Annotated in this window: 19 protein-coding genes; 13 read left to right on the top strand and 6 right to left on the bottom strand. The window is 67.3% G+C overall.

The annotated features are described in order from the left end of the window. Nucleotides 1-194 precede the first annotated feature (194 nt). Together H6844_15545 and H6844_15540 are read left to right on the top strand one after the other, a co-directional pair. Nucleotides 195-1,511 (top strand): sulfite oxidase, encoded by a 1,317-nt coding sequence (locus H6844_15545; GenBank protein ID MCB9930816.1) that lies wholly within the window; start codon nt 195-197, stop codon nt 1,509-1,511. Nucleotides 1,512-1,566: 55 nt separating this feature from the next. Continuing rightward, nucleotides 1,567-1,842, top strand: coding sequence for an aldehyde dehydrogenase (locus H6844_15540; protein MCB9930815.1), 276 nt, complete (start codon nt 1,567-1,569; stop codon nt 1,840-1,842). 24 nt (nt 1,843-1,866) lie between these two features. Here H6844_15540 and H6844_15535 read toward each other — a convergent pair whose 3' ends face one another. From H6844_15535 to H6844_15525, 3 genes are all read right to left on the bottom strand, one after another. Continuing rightward, nucleotides 1,867-2,868: a patatin-like phospholipase family protein gene (locus tag H6844_15535; GenBank protein MCB9930814.1), complete on the bottom strand. Its 1,002-nt coding sequence runs from the start codon at nt 2,866-2,868 to the stop codon at nt 1,867-1,869. Nucleotides 2,869-2,978: 110 nt separating this feature from the next. After that, nucleotides 2,979-3,602, bottom strand: coding sequence for a hypothetical protein (locus H6844_15530; protein MCB9930813.1), 624 nt, complete (start codon nt 3,600-3,602; stop codon nt 2,979-2,981). A gap of 164 nt (nt 3,603-3,766) precedes the next feature. Beyond that, the gene (locus H6844_15525) at nt 3,767-4,441 is read right to left on the bottom strand and encodes a nitroreductase (protein ID MCB9930812.1); all 675 of its coding nucleotides are present in this window, start codon (nt 4,439-4,441) and stop codon (nt 3,767-3,769) included. Nucleotides 4,442-4,663: 222 nt separating this feature from the next. Here H6844_15525 and H6844_15520 point away from each other — a divergent pair, with 222 nt between their 5' ends. Together H6844_15520 and H6844_15515 are read left to right on the top strand one after the other, a co-directional pair. After that, nucleotides 4,664-5,719 carry a hypothetical protein gene (locus H6844_15520; GenBank protein ID MCB9930811.1) on the top strand — a complete coding sequence of 352 codons (1,056 nt, stop codon included), beginning with the start codon at nt 4,664-4,666 and terminating at the stop codon, nt 5,717-5,719. A 107-nt stretch (nt 5,720-5,826) separates the two neighbouring features. Then, nucleotides 5,827-6,237 carry a hypothetical protein gene (locus tag H6844_15515; protein ID MCB9930810.1) on the top strand — a complete coding sequence of 137 codons (411 nt, stop codon included), beginning with the start codon at nt 5,827-5,829 and terminating at the stop codon, nt 6,235-6,237. On the opposite strand, the gene H6844_15510 is transcribed toward H6844_15515, so the two are convergent. Next, nucleotides 6,234-7,421, bottom strand: coding sequence for an MFS transporter (locus H6844_15510; GenBank protein ID MCB9930809.1), 1,188 nt, complete (start codon nt 7,419-7,421; stop codon nt 6,234-6,236). The two genes, H6844_15515 and H6844_15510, sit on opposite strands and share 4 nt — an antisense overlap. A 531-nt stretch (nt 7,422-7,952) precedes the next feature. Continuing rightward, a complete protein-coding gene (locus H6844_15505) occupies nt 7,953-8,294 on the bottom strand; it encodes a TfoX/Sxy family protein (GenBank protein ID MCB9930808.1) in 342 nt (113 codons plus the stop codon). 156 nt (nt 8,295-8,450) lie between these two features. On the opposite strand from H6844_15505, the gene H6844_15500 reads away from it, so the two are divergent. The 6 genes from H6844_15500 to H6844_15475 all read left to right on the top strand — a co-directional run bounded on the left by H6844_15500 (nt 8,451) and on the right by H6844_15475 (nt 15,827). Continuing rightward, entirely contained in the window at nt 8,451-10,124 is a 1,674-nt protein-coding gene (locus H6844_15500; GenBank protein MCB9930807.1) for a hypothetical protein, read from the top strand. Between the two features lie 618 nt (nt 10,125-10,742). Further along, on the top strand, nt 10,743-11,102 hold the full coding sequence (locus tag H6844_15495; GenBank protein MCB9930806.1) for a group 1 truncated hemoglobin: 360 nt from the start codon (nt 10,743-10,745) through the stop codon (nt 11,100-11,102). Nucleotides 11,103-11,116: 14 nt separating this feature from the next. Further along, nucleotides 11,117-12,229, top strand: coding sequence for a PAS domain-containing protein (locus H6844_15490; GenBank protein ID MCB9930805.1), 1,113 nt, complete (start codon nt 11,117-11,119; stop codon nt 12,227-12,229). 78 nt (nt 12,230-12,307) lie between these two features. Next, on the top strand, nt 12,308-13,249 hold the full coding sequence (locus H6844_15485; GenBank protein ID MCB9930804.1) for a dimethyl sulfoxide reductase anchor subunit: 942 nt from the start codon (nt 12,308-12,310) through the stop codon (nt 13,247-13,249). A 36-nt stretch (nt 13,250-13,285) separates the two neighbouring features. After that, complete coding sequence (locus tag H6844_15480; GenBank protein MCB9930803.1) at nt 13,286-13,846, top strand: NifU family protein; 561 nt, start codon at nt 13,286-13,288, stop codon at nt 13,844-13,846. 361 nt (nt 13,847-14,207) lie between these two features. Continuing rightward, nucleotides 14,208-15,827 (top strand): GMC family oxidoreductase N-terminal domain-containing protein, encoded by a 1,620-nt coding sequence (locus H6844_15475; protein MCB9930802.1) that lies wholly within the window; start codon nt 14,208-14,210, stop codon nt 15,825-15,827. A gap of 302 nt (nt 15,828-16,129) precedes the next feature. On the opposite strand, the gene H6844_15470 is transcribed toward H6844_15475, so the two are convergent. Continuing rightward, nucleotides 16,130-17,314: a CoA transferase gene (locus tag H6844_15470; GenBank protein ID MCB9930801.1), complete on the bottom strand. Its 1,185-nt coding sequence runs from the start codon at nt 17,312-17,314 to the stop codon at nt 16,130-16,132. A 103-nt stretch (nt 17,315-17,417) separates the two neighbouring features. Between H6844_15470 and H6844_15465 the strand changes: the two genes are divergently transcribed. From H6844_15465 to nadA, 3 genes are all read left to right on the top strand, one after another. Beyond that, the gene (locus H6844_15465; GenBank protein MCB9930800.1) at nt 17,418-18,500 is read left to right on the top strand and encodes an LLM class flavin-dependent oxidoreductase; all 1,083 of its coding nucleotides are present in this window, start codon (nt 17,418-17,420) and stop codon (nt 18,498-18,500) included. 185 nt (nt 18,501-18,685) lie between these two features. Continuing rightward, complete coding sequence (locus H6844_15460) at nt 18,686-19,663, top strand: hypothetical protein (protein MCB9930799.1); 978 nt, start codon at nt 18,686-18,688, stop codon at nt 19,661-19,663. A gap of 176 nt (nt 19,664-19,839) precedes the next feature. Further along, nucleotides 19,840-20,862, top strand: a complete 1,023-nt coding sequence (gene nadA / locus H6844_15455; GenBank protein ID MCB9930798.1) for a quinolinate synthase NadA — start codon at nt 19,840-19,842, stop codon at nt 20,860-20,862. The last annotated feature ends 8 nt before the right edge of the window (nt 20,863-20,870 follow it).

Raw genomic sequence — 20,870 nt, 5'->3', positions numbered from 1 at the left:
GGGGGCACCGACCGGGGTCGCGGCCGGCCATATCGGATTCCGCCCGGTACCGCGCCGAAGCGCTCTTTTCTGCAATGCGGGAGCGCATTGGGAACCGGCGTGAAATATAGTCTTGTTTGAATGCGTCCGTCCGCGATAACGTCGTTTTGGTTGGAAATATTTCCCACCAAAAACCAATAATGGAGGATGAACGCATGTCGAAGACGACCAAGGCCCCGACGGGAGGCAGCGCCTCCAAAGAATTGTTCGCCTATTTCGAACGCGATCCGGAGCAGGCGGACCGGGAGTTCTTCGGCCGGGTCGCCCATGCCGACCGCCGCGGCTTCCTGCGTGGCGCCGGGCTCGCGACCATGGGGGCGATGCTGGGCGCGACCATCCCCTTCCACCGCAACATGCCGTCGGGCTTCCTGCCGATCGCGTTCGCGGCGGAGGATGTGCTGGCGGGCAAGGACGGCCTGACCCTGCTGAACGACCGCCCCGTCAACGCCGAGACGCCGCCGCATTTGCTGGACGATGCGATCACGCCCACCAACCGGCATTTCATCCGCAACAACGGCATCCCGCCGGAGGATATGAACGCGGATGCCTGGAGCCTGACCGTCGACGGCCTGGTCGGCACGCCCCTGAAGCTGAGCATTGCCGACCTGCGTTCGAAGTTCGAGGTGGTGACGATGGCGCTGGCGCTGGAGTGCGGCGGCAACGGGCGGGCCTTCTTCAACCCGCCGGCAACCGGCAACCAGTGGACCTATGGCGCGGTTGCCTGCTCCGAGTGGACCGGCGTTCGCCTGCGCGACGTGTTGAACGCGGCGGGCGTGAAGGACAACGTCGTCTACACCGCCCATGTCGGCGCCGATGCCCACCTCTCGGGCGATCCGGCGAAACTGCCGATCTCGCGCGGCATGCCGATTGCCAAGGCGATGACCGACAACGTGCTGATCGCGTTTGCCATGAATGGCGGTCCGCTGCACCCGATGAACGGCGCGCCGCTCCGCCTGGTGGTGCCGGGCTGGCCGGGGTCGTGCTCGCAGAAATGGCTGACGCGCATCTGGCTGCGCGACCAGATCCACGATGGGCCGAAAATGACCGGCACCGCCTATCGCGTGCCGAACCACCCGGTCGCCGCCGGCGAAAAGGTCGACAAGAAAGACTTCGCCATCATCGAGCGGATGCCGGTGAAATCGCTCATCACCAACCCCGCCACCAACGGCGACCTGTCCGAGCGCAATGTCGAGGTGCGCGGCCATGCCTGGTCCGGCGACCGGTTTGTCAGCCGCGTGGACCTGTCCATCGACTTCGGCGCGACCTGGCAGCAGGCTTCGCTGGATGCGCCGGCGAATGCGGGCGCCTGGCAGGACTGGCGGGCCGACGTGACCTTCCCGCAGGCCGGCTATTACGAGGTGTGGGCGCGTGCCACCGACAGCGCCGGCGAGGCTCAGCCCTTCGCCATCGCCTGGAACCCGAAAGGCTATCTGAACAATTCGATGCACCGCGTCGCGGTTCGGGTCGCCTAGCATGGGTCTTGGCAAAGGGCTGTCTTTGGGTCTTGTGGCCCTGGCCGGCGGGCTGATGCTCGCCGGTCCCGCGGCGGCGGAAGGCGATTACGGTGTGCTTGTCGACAAGCCGGGCGTCGAGGAAGCCTATGCCTATTGCGCCGCCTGCCATTCGGAACGGCTGGTGGCGCAGCAGGGCCTGACGCGCGAGCGCTGGGAAAGCCTGCTGGAATGGATGGTCGAGGAACAGGGCATGGCCGAACTGGAAGAACCCGACCGCTCCATCGTCCTCGACTATCTCTCGGAGCAGTATGGGCCGGACCGGCCGAATTTCCCGCGACCGGGCCGCTGATCCCGCGACGGGTCGCCGCCGCCCTCAGGCCGTGGCGGGCGGGTCGGCCGGCTTGGCGGTCAGCAGGCGGACCAGCCGGTCGAACTCCGCGCCCTGCTGTTCCAGGATCTGCCCCGCTTCCGCTTGCAGGGCGCGGATATTGCCGGCATTGGCGGCGTCCATATCGTCCAGCGCCAGATCCAGCGGCGTGTTGAACCGGAAATAGCGCTGGGACTCCGGTTGGTGGCTGTCCGGCAACAATTGCTGCAACTGGTAGTCGGCGGAATCGGCCACGCCGTCCATCATGATGCTGATGATCGGCTTGACCCAGCCGACGGCACCCCAGCCCTTGGCGTCCTCATAGGCAATCTTGCGGGTCGCCACGCCGGTTCCCAGCGACACGACCACGATTTCCGCCGGGTCGACCCCCATATTGCAGGCTTCGACATAGGCGCACATGGCCGGATTGTTGGCGAAAACGCCGCCGTCGATCAGCACGCGGCGGGTCGGCTCGTCGGCCAGGCTCCGCACCTTGGCCGGTTCGAAATAGGTCGGCGCGGCCGAGGTGGCGCGGGCGACATCGCGCAGATAGTGGTTGCGATCCGCCTGTTCCACGGCCCAACGGGTCTTGAAGAAATACGGCTCCCGCCGTTCGATGTCGTAGCTGGTGACGACGATCGGCACGAGGGTTTTCGCCAGCTTCGCCTTTCCCGCATAATCGTCCAGGATCGCTTCCAGCGGTTCCGCCGGATACTTCTCGTCCGCAACGCCGCCCAGCGAGGTGAGGCCGCGCCAGAACGACCGCTGGAAGATCTCGTGGCCCCGATTGGCGTACAGGTCGACCATGTCGCTCGCCGTGTATTTCGGCTTGCGGCGCACGCCCGGAACCGTCAGCCCCACCGCCAGGATCCCGCCCGTCGAGGTGCCGGCAATCAAATCGAACAATGCGCTGATCGGCTGGCCCGAGCGCTTTTCCAGTTGCTGCAACAAGACGCTTGGGATGACGCCACGAATACCGCCGCCGTCTATGGAGAGAATCCGGAACATGATACTGTCCTTTCAGCCGGCCATGGGCAATCGTACGCTGAATCTATCCTACCGTTTGTCTTGCGCTAAGGCCAGTGGGCGCCCGAGACGATCCGGCGCCATCGGGCGTATCAGGCGGCGCCGTTGACCAGGTCCCAGAACTCGCTGCGATTGTTGGTGCGGGGATAGGGTTGGTCCGGAACCGCAACGCCGAGAAAGGCGCAAAGCGGTTCCCACCCGTCCTTCGCCTCGTGCACCAGCAGTCGGTCGGCCGGGATGGCCGCCTTGACCGCCGCGTGATGCGCCAGGAATGTGGCTTCCAGCGCCGCCGTGTCGGCGTCGAACGAGACGCCGCTTTGCTGGACGACCTCCTTGGCCATGGCGAGCCAGTCCTGCAAATGCGGCGGCGCCTGGTCCGCCGCGGAGATCAGCTCTTGGATGGTGCCGCCAAAGCTCTCCGCCCAGCTGCGGGGCGAGCGATGGCCGAGCACGAATTTGGCTTCCGGATAGGCGGCGTGAAGCTCGCGATAGAACCGGGCCGTCGGCCAGTCCACCGCGCTCGCGTACCCGTCAAAGGTGGCGGGCCAGTCCGCCCGCCCCTTGAGTGCGCCCTGCCAGAGCGGCAGTTGCACCGGCAGGTTCTTCGCGACCTCTTCCATGTGATGGCAGGGGCCGAAGCCCAACGCTTCCAGGGCCAGTTTCAGCGAATACGTTCCGGTGCGCCCCAATCCGGCGCCGATGACCTTGAGCGACATGGGGGCTCCTTCCGCAACCATAATCGGATATGATAAACGTTTATGATTGTAGATCATGACGCGGCGGCGGCTGGCTTGGCAACGGAAATTTGACTGGCTTGTCCGAGGCTTCCACCCGGGGCCTCGGACAAACCGCAGCCCCCGCCAGGGGCGCCGACCGGGCTTCACTCCAGGCCGTGATACTGGATGATGCTGTCGTTCGATTCGCGATGGGACTTCACCGCATTGGCGGAGAAATCGTCGTCCGGATAGCCGAGCGCGATGCAGGTCATGATGACCTCGTTGTCCGGCAGTTGCAGCACCTCGCGCACGATGTCCGAGCGCATGATGCCCTGGCCGTTGATGACCGTGCCCAGCCCGCGGTCCCAGGCCGCCAGCACGATGCCGTAGCTGAGCGCGCCCATGTCGAAATGGCCGATGGCGCCGGGGTCCATCTCGCGGTCGTAGGTCAGCACCAGCGACACCGGCGCGTCGAACTGGCGGAAGCCGCGCAGCACCCAGTCCTCCCGCCGCTCCTTGTCCTCGCGGGCGATGCCCATGGCGGCAAACAACTGCTTGGCGATCTCCACCTGGCGGTGGCGGTGAATGCCCTGATAGGCTTCGTGAATCGGGATGTCGCGGTTGACCGAGGCGCCGTTGGCCATCGCCTCCATGTTGCGCTGGCGGATTTCGTCCAGCACCGCGCCGGCCGCCACATGCACATGCCAGGGCTGGGTGTTCATGGAGGACGGGGCGCCCTTCGCCACCTCGACGATCTCCTCGATCACCGCCCGCGGCACCGGGTCCTTCTTGTAACCGCGGATGCTGCGGCGCGAGCGCACCAGTTCTTCGAATTCCATGCCGTTGCAGGCTCCGTGTTGCTCGGGATCGGGTTTGGGCGAAATTGGTCCATCCGCTGCCGCCGCCGTCAAGCCCGTGCGCCTGCGGCAGAGCCCCACGCGCCCGCGGCATAGCCCTACGCGCCCGCGGCAGGGCACAGCACGAAGCCGCTTATCGTCGCCCGGAAACGCCGCTAGACTTGGCGCCAGCCATTCACAACCGATCCGCCAGAGGAAACCGCCATGCTCGACCAAACCTATATTTTCGCCGGTGTCGCCGGCTATGTCGGCCGCCCCGATGCCACCGGTGCCTTCGGTGTGTTCCGCCGCCCCGCCGGCAATGGCGGCGAATGGCAGAACGTGTTCGGCGAGAAGGAAACCCATTACATCCTGGTCCACCCGACCCAGCCGGACGTGGTGCTGGCCGGCACGGTCGACGGCGTCTATCGCTCCACAGACAAGGGCACGACCTGGAGCCGGGCCGACTTCCCCGCGCCCGGCCGGCAGGTCTGGTCCTTCCTGGTCGATGCGCGCGACCCGAACCGCATTTATGCCGGTGGCTCGCCGGTCAGCGTGTTCCTGAGCGAGGACATGGGCGCCTCGTGGCGCGAATTGCCGAAGCCGGCGGTGAAGAAGCGCCTGAACGCGCCGTTCGAAAGCCGGGTCATGCGTCTCGCCCAGCACCCGCAACGGCCGGACACGCTCTATGCCGCGCTGGAATTCGGCGGCCTCATGACCTCCCGCGACGGCGGCCAGAGCTGGGTCGACCACGGCGACCCGCTGGAGGAATTGTCGAAGCGGCCGCATCTCTCCAGCAAGATCGTTTCCGAGACCACGGCGGAAGGCATGCTCGACGGCCACGCGCTGACCGTGACCCCGTCCGATCCGGATTCGGTGCTGGTGGCGGTGCGCATGGGCCTGTTCGAGACCCGCGACGGCGGCGACACCTGGCGCGATCTGGAGGCCAAGACTTTCTCGCCCACCACCTATGGCCGCGACGTGCGCACCGCGCCCAGCGAGCCGAACACCATCTATGCGGCCCTCAGCGTCGCCGCCGCCAGCCAGGACGGTGGTCTCTACCGCTCGACCGATGCCGGCAAGAGTTGGAGCCGGTTCGACAAGGTGCAGGTGCACGGCACCATCATGTCGATAGGCCTGCACCGCGCCGACCCGAACCAGGTCTATATCGGAGCCCGCTATAACGGTGAAGTCTTCGGCACCCGGGATGGCGGCAAGACCTGGTCCGACCTGTCGATCCCGGTGGAGGTCAAAGACATTTACTGCGTCGCCTGCGGCTAAACCGGCACGAGCGCCGGGCGCCTATTTCGGTTGCTTTCCGTCTCCGGGAACGGTCTATTGACGGTATCGGTTCCGTATACCCAATCAAACACGAGGACTTCCCGGAGATGGTGACCCGAACCCTGGCGGCGCTGGCCGCCGTGGCAATCCTGGCTGGCGGCTCCGCCTATGCCGAGTGCGACGCGACCGCGCTGATCGAGCAATGCAAGGCGCGGCTGTCCGAGGGCTCGCAGATCGCCAGCACCTACACGCTGGCCGGTAAGGACGGCGGTGCGGTGGCGATGGCCGACGACCACGTGCTGATGAGCAGCAAGACCTATCAGCTTGCGGTGTGCGGCGCGGAGGATGTCGGCTTTACCCTGGAAACGGGCGCCCGCAAGCCGGTGATGACCAACGGCGAGGCCGGCGCGCGCGAAACCCTGGTTGCCATCAAGCCCGAGCGCAGCTCGGTCTACTACCTGGTGTTCAGCGCCCCGGAGGGCACCTGCGCCGGCGCCGTGCTCGGCATGAAGCGCTAGCCGGCAGCCTCCGCTTCCGGCAGTCGGGGGTGCGGCATCAGCAGCGCCACCAGCACGGAAATCCCGACGGGGATCAGCGCCAGCAGGCGCAGCATGGTGTCGTATTCGCCCCAGCTATCCAGCGCCCAGCCCAGCGGCACCGGCCCGATGCTGGCCCCGAAAATGATGATCATCTGGCCCGTTCCCTGGATCGAGCCCAGATGCTTGCGCCCGAAATAGCGGGGCCAGAGATAGCCGACATAGGTCATGGTGACGGCGTTGTTCAGGCCGAAAATCATGGCGAACACCACTGCCCCCTCCCAGTTCTGCACGAAGGTGATCGCCAGTAGCGAGGCGGACTGCACCCAGAGCCCGCCGAAAAACATCCACTTGGTCGGCAGCGCATCCAGCAGGCGGCCGACAAGCGGCATCAGCAGGGCCGCGGTCACGCCGCTGACCGTGAACATGCTGGCGGCCACCTGCGGGTCCAGCCCGTGCGCCTTCAGGATGCCGGTGTATTCCACGTGCAGGCTCGTCACCAGCATCGACAGCGAGAACATGCCGGCGACAATCAGGTAGAAGGCCGGCATGCGCAGCGCCTCGGCCTTGGTGAAGCCCGTCAGCGGCGGCGCCCGCTCGCCCGCTTTCAGCGCCGCGGCGCCGTCCGGACGCAGGCCCACGTCTTCCGGCCGGTTGTAGAGGAACAGCAACGCCGGCGGGATCAGCATCACCCAGGTGAGGACGCCCAGCCACACCCACGCCTCGCGCCAGCCGACGGTGGCGATCAGCCACTGGGTGAAGGGCGGGTGCAGGGCGATGGAGATCGGGAAGCCCAGCGCCATCAGCCCCAGCGCCAGCCCCCGCTTCTTGTCGAACCATTGCGCGGCCATGTTGGCGCAGTTCAGCATCAACGAGCCCTGGCCCAGAAAGCGCAGAAAGCCGAAGCCGATGGCCAGGTAGAGCCAGCCGGTGGCGAAGCTGAAGCCGACGGCCGCCAGGCCCAGCCCCAGCGCGATCAGCCAGATCATGTTGGCGGGGCCGTGCCGGTCGACCAGCCGGCCCATGCGCGGCAACAGCAGCGCCGCCACCAGCGTCGCCGAGCCATAGGCGAGCGCGATCTCGGTCCGGTCGAGGCCCAGTTCCGCCTGGATCGGATCGAAAAACAGCCCGATCAGGTGCGACTGGCCGGGGCCGGTGCCGAACATGATCAGCGCGGCAACGGCCAGAATGGTCCAGCCATAGAAGGTGCGTGCGGAAAGAGCCCGGAACAGGGCGGTGCGCGTGGCGGCGATCATGGGGGAGAGAACTCGGGGTCGGCGGGTCGGCGTGCTCCCACTCTAACCGCTCGGCCTCGCCCCGCCAGACCGATTCCGTCAGGCAAAAGCGACCGCTCCATCCTCCGCTTCATCCCGAGCAGGCGCAGAGCGCCGTATCGAGGGGCGGTGCCTACGGTCGCCACATCCACCTTCCCACCGCTCGGTGTCTGACACGGCGCTGTGCCGGAGACTCCCGACACACTCCCGGCTCGATGGGAAGCGCTCAGGCACGGGCTCCCGCCATCGCGGGAGAAGGGGGAGATTGGAGAAGGGGGAGATTAAAGAGGAAGAGGGGTGCAAAACAGCCAGAGCCCCCATCCTCCGCTTCATCCCGAGTAGGCGCAAAGCGCCGTATCGAGGGACGGTTCAGAGGAGGGGCGCAAAACGAAGACAGCGTCGTCCAACTCCCTGCCGCCGGCATCATTTCGGCGGCAGCGTCTCCACGAAGGCCAGGGCCAGGTCGAGCCAGCCGGTGAGTGCGGACGGGTCGCAGGCGGCCTCGTCGACCGAGACGAAGCCGCCCATGGTGCGGCCGCCATGGACCATGGGCGCCGCGCCCGGACGCTCCAGCGCTTCGGCCATCGCCGCCTTGCCGACCCGGAACAGAAAGCGTCGGCGCCCGCTCTTGCCGCGGCCGCAGGTGCCGATCATATGGCCGTTCCACAGAAAGCACACCTCGCCCATCATCCGCTTCTCGTCATAGGGGATGCGCGAGCCGAGGGCGGCGCGAAACCGCTCGGTCAGGTCGGGGTCATAGGCCATGAGCGGGCTTTCGGCAGGGCAGGGAACCCGGCCAGCATAGACGGCTGCGCGCGCCCTCCCAACGCCGTTTGGAAAAGCGGGACGACAGGGCGGCGCCATGGTGTAGTCTCGACGCGACGATTTTCTCCCTGCCAACCGCAAGGACCCATTGCCGCCATGTCCGATACCGTCCGCACCCAGACCGCCGCCACCCAGTCCATGAGCGGGGGCGAGGCCATCGTCCGGTCCCTGATCGACCATGGCGTCGATCAGATCTTCGCGCTGCCGGGGGTGCAGACCTATCCGGTCATGGATGCGCTCGCCCGCAACGCCGACAAGATCCGCACCGTCGGCGCCCGGCACGAGCAGGCCACCGCCTACATGGCCTTCGGCTATGCCCAGGCGACCGGCAAGGTCGGCGTCTATTGCGTCGTGCCGGGGCCGGGCGTGCTCAACACCATGGGGGCGCTCTGCACCGCCTGGGGCACCAACATGCCGGTGCTCTGCATCACGGGGCAGGTGCCCCGCGCCTATCTGGAGGGCCGCCGCGGCCATCTGCACGAAATCCCGGACCAGCAGGGCACGGTGGCCCGCCTCTGCAAATACACCGCCCGCATCGAAAAGCCGGAGGACGCGCCCCGCATCATCGCCGAGGCGTTCCGGGCCATGCAGTCCGGCCGGCCCGGCCCGGCGTTGGTGGAAATGTGCTGGGACGACATGGCGTCCACCGGCCAGGTGACGCCGACCGCGCCGCTGCCGATCGAACCGCCGCCCGTCGTCGACGGCGCGGCCATCGCCCGCGCCGCCGACCTCGCTCGCAAGGCAAAGCGGCCGCTGATCATGGTCGGCTCCGGCGCCCGTCACGCCCGGGTGGAAGTCCTCGCGCTCGCCGAGGCATTGAACGCGCCGGTCACCGCCTTTCGCGGCGGCCGCGGCATCGTTCCGGCGGATCACCCGCTGGCACTTTCCAGCTATGCCGCCTGGCAGTTGTGGGACGAGACCGACCTCGTCATCGGCATCGGCTCCCGGCTGGAGATGATCTATATGCGCTGGGCCGGCATGGGCTCCCGCGTGGTCGAGCCGGAGGCGCCGCCGCATGTCATCCGCATCGACATCGACCCGGAGGAAATGCAGCGCCTCGTCCCGCACGTCCCCGTGGTCGCGGATTCCCGCGACGGCACGGCGGCGCTCTTGCAGGCCCTCTCCGAAGGCGCGGCCCCGCCCGCCAAGGATCTCTCGCGCCTCGAACGCGCCCGCGCCACCGCCAGCCAGGCTGTGGCGGCGGTGCAACCGCATGTGGGCTTTCTGGAGGCCATCCGCCGGGCCCTGCCGCGCGAGGGCATTTTCGCCGAGGAACTGACCCAGGCGGGCTATGCCAGCTTCTTTGCCTGGGACGTGTTCCAGCCCCGCAGCTACATCACCAGCGGCTTCCAGGGCAATCTGGGTTACGGCTTCATGACCTCGCTGGGCGTGAAGGTGGGCCGGCCGGACGTGCCGGTGCTGGCCGTCACCGGCGACGGCGGTTTTCTCTATGGTGCCAGCGAGTTGTCGACGGCGGTGAAGGAGAAAATCCCGCTCATCACCGTGCTGTTCAACAACAACGCCTATGGCAATGTCCGCCGCGACCAGATCACCAATTTCGACGGCCGCACCATTGCCAGCGATTTCGCCAATCCGGATTTCGAGGTGCTGGCCAAGGCCTATGGCGTCGCCTATCACCGTGCCGTCAACGCGGCGGAACTGGAGGAGGCGGTGAAGGCCTCGCTCCCCAACACCGGCCCGACCCTGATCGAGGTGCCCGTCGACCTCGCCACCGAGGTCAATCCCTGGCCCTACATCCTGCGGCGCTGAGCCGATCGGCCCGGCGGCACAGAGGCATTGGCCAAGTCCCTCCGGCTCTCCGGTATCACTGTGCCGGAGCGGTCGACGCGAAGGGCGGGAATTGCCGTCCTTTGGGCTACCGCAACCTTTAGTCTAGTACTGCATTGTATCGGAATGCAAAATCGATATTTTATGGAAGAATTCCAATAAACTATACGTTGCATTGTCTATAGACAAGCCGATGGGCATGTCATACGAATGGAACAGCATACAGATGTATGCAGCCCACGCCGCCGGCTGCCTTTTCCCCCAGGTCAGTCGTCGGCACAACGCCATCCGGTCGGCGGTCAAACGCGCACAAGAACCGGGCGGGAGAGGGCATGGCCGACAGCCGTCTTGCGGGCTTCGGCCGCTGTTGCCGCGCAGGCGCCACCCCATCGGCGCCTGCGTCGGCTGCGGTGGGGAAGCGGCCCTTTTTGTCGGTTTGTCTGCCCCGATCTCGTATAGCGAGCCCGTTGCCGCGGCGCAGGATTCAGGGCGTTGCGGCGATGACGGTCAATCACCCCGGCCAATTGTCTAGTCTTTTCCGCCGCGAATGGCGTATGCTGGCTATCCGTTTGATTCTATACGGCAGCATCCGAGGACTGTATGGCGTCGATTTTCGAGAAATACGGCGGGTTCGTGACGGTTTCCAAGATCGTGATGGACTTTTACGACCGGGTCCTGGACTCCGACACGGCCGGGCCGTTTTTCGACGATGTCGACATGCGCCGCCAGATCGACCACCAGACCAAATTCATCGCCCAGGTGATGGGCGGGCCGGCGGCGTATTCCAACGATGCGCTGCGCCGCGTCCACAGCCATCTGGCCATCGACCGGGCCGCATTCGACGAGGTGGCGGGCCTGCTGGAGGCGACGCTGCTGGAACACGGCGTCGATCCCGAGGACGTGGCGGCCGTGATGGCCGAGATCCACGGCCGCGCCCATCTCGTCATCACCACCGCCTGACCGGGCCGGACCCCATGACCGAATCCGCCGACCGCCGCGACACGTCCACGCCGATTGCGATGGATATGGACCGGTTTCGCTCCATGCTGTTCGATTCCGTCGGCGTTGGCCTCGCGGTGGTGGATCCCGACCGCTTTCGCGTGCTCATGCACAACGCCCAGTTCCGGGACTGGTGCCCCGGCCTCGCCGGTGACGCCCACGCCGCCGTTTACGACCTGCTGGGCGGCTTCGATCCGGAGGCGGCACGACAGGCGCTCGACGGGGGAGTGTCCTACAGGTTCGAAGTCCAGGTGAAGCCGAAGCGCCGCCCGATCACCCTGGCCTGCGAACTGACGCCGGCCATGGGCGACGACCATGACGCGCTGCTGTTGCAATGCCAGAATATCTCGAAAATCAAGGAACTGGAGTACATGATCGAGTCGTACTCCAAGCTGATTGAGCGGCAGAATCGCGACCTGAAAAAGGAAAAGGAGCGGGTCGAGCGCATCCTGCTGAACATCATGCCGGAAAGCGTCTATGCGGAATGGAAGGAGTTCGGCGTCACCGTTCCTCAGCGCTTCGACGAGGCCTCGGTGTTGATGCTCGACTTCGTCGGCTTCACCGACATGACCGTCAGCCGCGAACCGACCAAGCTGATTTCCGAATTGAACGACATTTTCACCGGCTTCGACCGCATCGTCGAGCAGTTCGGCTGCGAGCGGCTGAAGACCATGGGCGATGCCTATGTCGCCGTCTCCGGCATGCCGGAGACGAATCCGGACCACGCCCGCAACATTGCCGAGGTGGCGCTGCGCATGGTGCGTTTCCTGAAACGCCGCAACCGCACCAGCGAGGAGCAGTGGCAATGCCGGATCGGCATCAATTCCGGCCCGGTGATCGGCTCCATCGTCGGCGTGCAGAAATACGTCTATGACATTTTCGGCCCCGGCATGAACCTCGCCGCCCGGATGGAGCCGCTGTGCGGGCCCATGGAAATCGTGCTCTGCGAGGACATGCACCGGCTGATCGAGAACGAGTTCCGCTTCTCCGATCTGGGCGAACACGCGATCCAGGGCTTCGGGCGGAAGCGGATCTATCGCCTGGAAGGCACCGACGACATTGCCAACGACTTCCCCGGCCTGCCATAAAGGCGGGGGCAGGGCGTGGCGCGGCAGCGCGGCGTTCGTCAGCCCAAGACGTTTTTCCCGCAAGGCAGTGCAGGCGCGATGCATCCAGCCGTATCCATTATCTTTTTCACCACCGCATCCGGCGCGGGTTATGGCCTGCTGGCGCTGATGGGCCTGTTCGGCGCCATCGGCCTGCTGCCGGCCGACCCCTGGGTGGGCGGCTTCGGCCTGGTGCTGGCGCTGGTCCTGGTCACGGCCGGGCTGGCCTCTTCCACCTACCATCTCGGCCACCCGGAGCGGGCCTGGCGCGCGCTCAGCCAGTGGAAGACCTCCTGGCTCAGCCGCGAGGGCGTGATGGCGATCCTGACCTATCTGCCGGCCGCGCTGCTGTTCATCGGCTGGGTGTTCCAGAGCAGCCTTGGCCCGATTTACGCGCTGGCCGGCCTGCTGGCCGCGGTTGCCGCCGCGGTGACCGTGTATTGCACCGGCATGATTTACGCCTCGCTGAAGCCGATCCGCCAATGGCACTCGCCGCTCACCACGCCCAACTATCTGCTGCTGGCGCTGCTGACCGGCACCGTGGCCCTGAACGTGGTCTCGCACCTGTTCAAGGTGGAAAGCCCGGTTTTCGTCTGGCTGATGCTGCTGGCGGCCGCCGCCGCCTGGGTCGCGAAGGCGATGTACTGGCGGGCGATCGACGGCCAGTCGCCGGCGACCACGCGCGAGACCGCCACCGGCCTCGGCCGGATCGGACGGGTCCGCCCCTTGGAACTGCCGAACACCAGCCCCAATTATCTGCAAAAGGAGATGGTGTTCCGGGTGGCACGCGACCATGCCCGGCGGCTGCGCACGCTGATTCAGGTGCTGACGTTTGCGGTGCCGCTGGTTGCAGCCTTGCTCATGCTGCTGATCGGCGGTAATGCCTTTGGCAATCTGATGTCGATTTTTGCCCTGCTGGCGGCGGGCATCGGCGTGATGTTCGAGCGCTGGCTGTTCTTTGCCGAGGCGGAACACACTGTCGGCCTGTACTACAACAGCTGATCTGCGGCCAGGAGCGCCGCGGGCTTGCGAGGACCCATGTTCATCCAGACCGAGACCACCCCCAACCCGGCCACGCTGAAATTCCTGCCCGGCCGCGACGTGCTGGGCGTCGGCACCGCCAACTTTCCCAGCCTGGACGAGGCCGAGGGCAAGTCGCCGCTGGCCGAAGCGCTGTTCCATGTCGGCGGCGTGACCCAGGTGTTTCTGGGCGCCGATTTCGTCAGCGTCACCAAGGACGAGGGCCGCGACTGGCAGACCCTGAAGCCCCAGATCCTGGGGACGATCATGGACCATTTCACCCTCGGCGCGCCGGTCATGGTCGGCGAGGGCGACACCGGCCATTCCGGCGACGAGGGCGACAACCCGGAAGTCGTGGCCCAGATCAAGGAGTTGCTGGACCTGCGCGTCCGGCCCGCGGTGGCCCAGGACGGCGGCGACATCGTCTTCCGCCGCTTCGAGGACGGTGTGGTCTATCTGGCCATGCAGGGCGCCTGCGCCGGCTGCCCCAGCTCGACCGCGACCCTGAAAATGGGCATCGAGAACATGCTGAAGCACTACATCCCCGAAGTGCAGGCGGTCCACCCGGTCCCGTATTGAGCCGAAAGGCAGGGGGGGCGGCGTCGCCGCGACCACCCGCCCCCAGCTTTCCCGGGCTTGACCCGGGACCTCCCGTGGCGCTGCTTTGCACCCTGGACCCCGGGGAGCCTGCGGGCCTGCTCCCCGGAGGCCGCGGAGCGGGCATCCGGGGCCGGCGTCAGCCTGCGAACACCGGCGACTGCGGTGTTCGCAAAGTCGACCGATCCCGGCTCGCCACTCCGCGACGGCCGGGACACATCCCAGCATCGTTTACGGCCCACGGCCCCGCACCCTGCCGCCACCTTCGCATCCCCATCGACACCCCGGCCCACCGCTGGCACCATCGGCGCGCTCATCCGCCCGTCCGTCCGGGAACCTGTCCATGGACCGTTTCGACTATGTCATCGTCGGCGCCGGCGCCGCCGGCTGCGTGCTTGCCAACCGCCTGTCCGAGGACGGCCAGGCCTCCGTCTGCGTGCTGGAGGCGGGCGGTGACGACAAGCACCCGCTGATCCACATTCCCGCCGGCTTCGTCAAAACCCTCTATGGCGACCGCTTCCTCTGGCCGTTCCAGACCGAGCCCGCGCCGGGCCTTGATGGCCGCTCCATCGCCCTGCCGCAGGGCAGGGTGGTGGGCGGGTCCAGTTCGGTGAACGGCATGGTCTACAACCGCGGCCAGCGGGCGGATTTCGACGTCTGGGCCCAGATGGGCAATCGCGGCTGGGGCTTCGACGACCTGTTGCCCTATTTCAACCGCTCCGAAACCCGCCTGACCGAAGGCGACGCCCGCCACCGCGGCCAGTCCGGCGAACTGCCCATCACCGACATGGACTGGATCAACCCGCTCGCCGAGGCGTTCCTCGACGCTGCCGCCGGCGCCGGCATTCCGCGCGCCGCGGACTACAATTCCGGCTTCCAGTTCGGCACCGGGTATTTTCAGCGCTACATTCACAAGGGGAAAAGGGTCAGTTCCGCCAAGGCCTTCCTGCGACCGGCCCTGAAACGCCCGAATGTCTCGCTCCGCACCCGCGCCCAGGTGGTCGCGTTGGAACTGGACGGCGCCAAAGTCACCGGCGTGCGCTACCGAGACGGCTCCGGGACCGAGTACACAGTCGCCGCCGACCGCGAGGTCATTCTCTCGGCCGGTGCCGCCAACTCGCCGAAAATCCTCCAGATTTCCGGCATCGGCGCGCCGGAGCATCTGCAAGGCATCGGCGTTCCCGTCCGCCACGCGCTCCCCGGTGTCGGCGAGAACCTGCGCGACCACTATTCGGTGCGTATGACGGCCCGCGCCAAGAATGTGCGCACCATCAACGAGTTCGCCCGCTGGCCGCGCCTGCCGCTGGAGGTGGCGAAATGGGCCATGGGCCGGCCGAGCGTGCTGGCGCTCTGCCCGACCATCGCCTTCGTGCACGGCAAGTCGCACCCCTCGCTGGAGGACGCGGACCTGCGCATCCTGTTCACGCCCGGCAGCTATCAGGACGGCAAGGTCTATGTGCTGGACGAGTTTCCGGGCCTGACCTGCGGCGCCGCGCAGCCGCGGCCGGAGAGCGTCGGCTATGTCCGCGCCCGCTCCGCCGACCCGGCCGAGCCGCCGGCGATCCAGCCCAACTATCTCGCCGCCGAGGCCGACCGGCGCATCACGCTCGCGGGCCTGCGCTTGGCGCGGCAGATCCTGCACCGGCCCGAACTCGCCGCGTATTTCGACCACGAGACCCTGCCCGGCCCCTCCGTCCAGAGCGACGACGAGTGGCTGGACTTCGCGCGGCGCAAGGGAAATACGGGCTATCACCTTGTCGGGACGGCGAAAATGGGGCCCTCCACCGACCGGATGGCGGTGGTCGACGACGCCCTGCGGGTGCACGGCCTGGAAGGGCTGCGGGTGGTGGACGCGTCGGTCATGCCGCTATTGCCGTCCGCCAACACCTTCGCCGCCACTATCGCCATCGCCGAGAAGGGCGCCGACCTGATCCGCGGCCGCACGCCACCGGCATCCGTCTGAGCCCATGCGCGTATGTCCCGGACGTCGCAGCGCGGCGATCCGGGATCGGTTGCCCTCGCGAACACCGCGGGCGGCGGTGTCCGAAGGATGACACCGGCCCCGGATCTCGGCTCCGCCTCGCCCGGGGAACATCGGGGGTCTGATGCCACCGGCATTCGTCTAAGCCCATGCGCGTCTTTCCCGGACGTCGCAGCGCGGCGATCCGGGATCGGTCGCCCTCGCGAACACCGCGGGTGGCGGTGTTCGAAGGATGACGCCGGCCCCGGGTCTTGGCTCCGCCTCGCCCGGGGAACATTGGAGGCCTACACCACGCCCTCCGCGCGCAGGCCCTCCACTGCGCCGGCGTCCAGACCCAGCCACTCGCCCAGCACCGCGGCGCTGTCGGCCCCTGCCTCGGGGAAGAATTGCAGCGCCTCGGTCTCGTAGTCGAGCAGGCGCAGCGGCGAGCCCGGCAGCACCACATCGCCCATATAGGGATGCTGCATGCGGTGCAGCATGCCGCGGGCGTGCAGGTGCGGGTCGTTCATCACCTCAACCACGTCGCGCACCGGCGCCACCGCGAGCCGCGCGGACCGCATCGCCGCGAACGCCTCGTCGCGCGAGCGCGTTCCGGTCCAGGCAGAGATGGCGGCGTTGATGGCGTCCTCGTGCTCATAGCGCTGCACCGGCCCGCCGAAAGCCGGATCGTCGGCCCATTCCTCGCGCCCGATCAGGCGGCAGAGGCTCTTCCATTGCGGTTCGCTGACGACGATCAGCGCCACCCAGCCGTCCGAGCACTGGTACCGGCCATAGGGCGCGGTCTGGCCGGCCGACTTGTCGCCGCGCCGGGGCGGGATCTCGCCGGTGCGGTGATAGTGGGAGTATTCGCTTGACGGATTGAAATAGATCGCCTCGATCATGGCGCTCTCCACCCGCGTGCCGACGCCGGTGCGCTCGCGGCCCAGCAGCGCCGTCATCAGCGCCCCATAGAAATGGATGCCGCCCATGAAGTCGCAAACCTGGCCGCCCGCCCGCGCCGGCGGCCCGCCGGCCTCGCCGGTGATGCTCATAATGCCGCTTGCGGCCTGGATGGTATGATCCATGGCGAGCTGGTCCCAGTCCGGCCCGAAGCTGCCATAGCCGTTGGCGGCGCCGTAGATCAGCCGCGGATTGCGCGCCCGCAGCACCTCCCAGCCGAGGCCCAGCCGGGCCATGGTGCCGGGGGCGAAGTTCTCGCAGACCACGTCCGCCTGTTCGACCATGGAGAGCAGCAGTTCCTTGGCGGCGGGCTTTTTCAGGTCGAGCGTCAGGCTTTTTTTGTTCGAGTTCAGCATGGCGAAGGCCAGCGGCGTGTTGGCGCCTCCGCCGCGGCGGGTGCGTTCGCCGCCCGGCGGCTCTACCTTGATCACCTCGGCCCCGGCCATGGCCATCAGGAAGGTGGCATAGGGGCCCTGGTAGATCTGGGTCAGGTCCAGAACGCGGATACCCGCGAGCGCTTGCGGTTTCATGATGCGGTGGTTCCCGGTTGTCATCGGCATTGCCCGGCATGATGCTAGTGACAATGGCGGCTCGCCAAGCCCGAAAACACCGAAGGCATAAGGAAGCGCTCTCATGGAAATCTGGTCCAGCGGCGTCCCGGCGCCCCGCGGCATCCTGCACGTGGCCCGCGATATGGAGGAGAACGGCTGGGACGGCCTCGCCGTCGTCGACTCGCAGAATCTGGCCGCCGACCCGTTCGTGGCCCTGGCCATGGCCGCCACCGTGACCGACCGGCTGAAGCTCGGCACGGCGGTCTCCAACACCGTGACGCGCCAACCGGCGGTACTGGCCTCGGCGGCGGCGACGGTGCAGAGCGTCAGCCGCGGCCGCATGGTGCTGGGCATCGGCCGGGGCGACTCGGCGCTGGCGCATCTGGGTCGCGCGCCATCGCGCTTGGGGCCGTTCGAGCGCTATCTGGCGCAGTTGCAGACCTATCTGGCCGGCGGCGACGTGCCGTTCCAGGACCTGGTCGACCTGCCGGAAGCCATCGCCCCGCCCGTGGCCGAACTCGACCTGGCCCACGCGCCGGACGCAAGCCGCATCGCCTGGATCGGCCCCTCGGTCGCCCGCGACGGCAAGGTCGAGGTGGAGGTGGCGGCGACCGGGCCGAAGGTCATCGCTGCCGCCGCGCGCCGGGGCGACCGGGTGATGTTCGCCCTCGGCGCCGTGCCGGAGCGCATCCGGTGGGGCATGGAGGTCGCCCGCGCCGCGCGGCGCGCGGCCGGCCTGGACCCGGACGCGCTCGACTTCGGCGCCTACGTCTCCTGCGGCTGCCACCCGGACCGGGAGGCGGCCCACAGTCTGGTGCGCGGCGGCCTGACCGTGTTCGCGCGCTTCGCCGTGCTGCACGGCAAGACCGCCGGCCCGCTGTCCGAGGAGAGTGCGTCGGTGATGCAGTCGTTGCGCACCGCCTACGACATGGAAAAGCACACCCACGGCGACTCGGCCCAGGCGGGGGTGCTGACCCCCGGCTTCATCGAGGACTATGCGGTCGTCGGCCCGCCCGAACGGGTGGTGGAGCGGTTGCGGAGCCTGGAGGCGCTGGGGCTCTCCAAGGTGGTGCTGAACGGCGGCTGGCGCGACGGCCGCAACGCGGCGGGGCCGGAGGCCAAGCGCCTGCTGGAAACGGAGGTGTTGCCGCATCTGCGCGGCTAGGGCGGAGTCTTTCCCAGTTGGCTCACCAGTCCTGCTTCCCTGTCCCTGCTTGCGCGGCGGATGGGGCAGGAGAGGGGTTCAACCAGTACCGAAAGCGATCTGGAGACGGTCTGTCGGCTTGTTGTGCAGAGCGAAATCGACTACCTCTGGCGCGCCGGATCCAACCATAACAACCAGGGAGCACGATGTCGGCGATTGCCACCGAAAGCCGCGTCCGCATCGACCTGATCGCCGTGGTGGTCGCGGTCGATGGCGGCCAGCCCTATGTGCTGACCGTCGACACCGACGAGGCGCCCGGCGTCGCGCTGCCGTCCGGGCCGCTGGTCGCGGGCCATCGCACGCTCCAGGCCGGCCTGCGCGCCTGGGTGGAGGCGCAGACCAAGTGCCGGCTGGAATATGTGGAACAGCTCTACACCTTTGGCGATCGCACCTCCTCGCCGCTGGACGCGGGGGAGGGGGTGGACCATCGGGCCGTCTCCATCGCCTATCTCGCCCTGGTGGCGATGACGGCCGAGCAGTTGGAGATGCAGGCGCACTGGCTGTCCTGGTACGCCCTGTTTCCCTGGGAAGACCGGCGCGAGGGCGAACCGGCCGTCGTGCGCGAACTGCGCGAGCGCCTGGTCGCCTGGGGCTGCGAGAGCGGCGTGGCGCGCCGCACCGGTTGGGAGGAGCGGGTCGACCTGACCTTCGGCACCGGCCGCGTGCCCTGGGACGAGGAACGGGCGCTGGAACGCTACGAGATGCTGTATTCGGCGGGGCTGGTCGACGAGGCCTTCCGCGACCGCGAGGCGCCGCCGCCGCGCACCCAGGGGGCGACCTTTGGCGTGTCGCTGGCGGCCGACCACCGCCGCATCGCCGCCACCGCCATCAGCCGCCTGCGCGCCAAGATCAAGTACCGCCCGGTGCTGTTCGAGTTGATGCCGCCCGATTTCACCCTGTCGCAATTGCAGCGCACGGCCGAGGCGCTCTCCGGCATTGCCCTGCACAAGCAGAATTTCCGTCGACTGGTCGAGCAGCAGAACCTGGTAGAGGACACCGGCGGCGTCGCGACGGACACCGGCGGCCGCCCGGCCAAGCTGATGCGCTTCCGCGAGGACGTGCTGCTGGAGCGGCCGGCGCCGGGCCTGCGCGTCAGCGCCGGCCGACGGCCGGGGGCGCTCTGACACGCCCGAAGCGGCCGCCGATGCGGTTGTTTTTCTCTTTCTGAGCAAATGTGACTTGACACTTTTGTTGCACAACCTATTCTTCTACGCAGCATATGCTCAAACCGAGTATAACTCTCGTTCGAGCGGTTTTTTTTGGACTGCATAATGCTCAATTAGAGCAAAAGGAGCGCCTCATGCCCGTTGCTGAAGCTCTGACCCGCCCTGCCCGCCTGCCGTTTACCCCGCAGGTGGAGGCCCGCACCGCGCCCATCTATGCCAAGCTGAAGGACATGATCCCCAGCGTCGAGTGGCAGTTGTTCGCGCCGGAAATCGACGCCATCAACCGGCTGAAGCGCGAGCGCAACGCCATCGTGCTGGCCCACAACTACCAGTCGCCGGAGATTTTCCACGGCGTGGCCGACATTGTCGGCGACAGCCTGGCGCTGGCGCGCGAGGCGGCCAAGTCGGACGCGGACGTGATCGTGCTGGCCGGCGTCCATTTCATGGCCGAGACCGCCAAGCTGGTGAACCCGGAAAAGACCGTGCTGATGCCGGATATGGAGGCCGGCTGTTCGCTGGCGTCCTCGATCACCGGCCAGGACGTGCGCGACCTGAAGGCCAAGTATCCGGGCGTGCCGGTGGTCACCTATGTCAACACCTCCGCCGAGGTGAAGGCGGAATCCGACATCTGCTGCACGTCGGGCAATGTCATCAAGGTGATCGAGTCCCTGGGCGTGCCGCGGGTGTTGTGCATCCCGGACGAGTATCTGGCCCATTACGTCTCCACCAAGACCGACGTGGAAATCCTGACCTGGAAGGGCAAGTGCGAGGTGCACCAGGAGTTCTCCGGCGAGGACATCCAGACCTTCCGCGATACCATGGACGACGTGGTGGTCGTCGCGCACCCGGAATGCCCGCCGGACGTGATCGCCGCGGCGGACTTTGCCGGCTCGACGGCGGAGATGACCGACTATGTCCGCACGCAGAAGCCGCCGCGGGTGCTGCTGCTGACCGAGTGCTCCATGAGCAGCAATATCGCCGCCGAACTGCCGGAGGTGGAGTTCGTGAAGTCCTGCGGCCTCTGCCCGCACATGAAGCGCATCACGCTCGGCAAGATCCGGCGCGCGCTGGAGACCATGCAGCCGGTGGTCGAGGTCGACCCGGACGTGGCCGCCCGCGCCCGCGCCGCGGTCGAACGCATGCTGGCCGTCGTCTGAGGAGCCTC

It is taken from the genome of Alphaproteobacteria bacterium (assembly GCA_020638555.1).
Lineage (GTDB): Bacteria > Pseudomonadota > Alphaproteobacteria > Bin95 > Bin95 > JACKII01.
The sequence above is the reverse complement of the archived record's forward strand: the minus strand, read 5'-3'. Positions and strand labels throughout refer to the sequence as shown.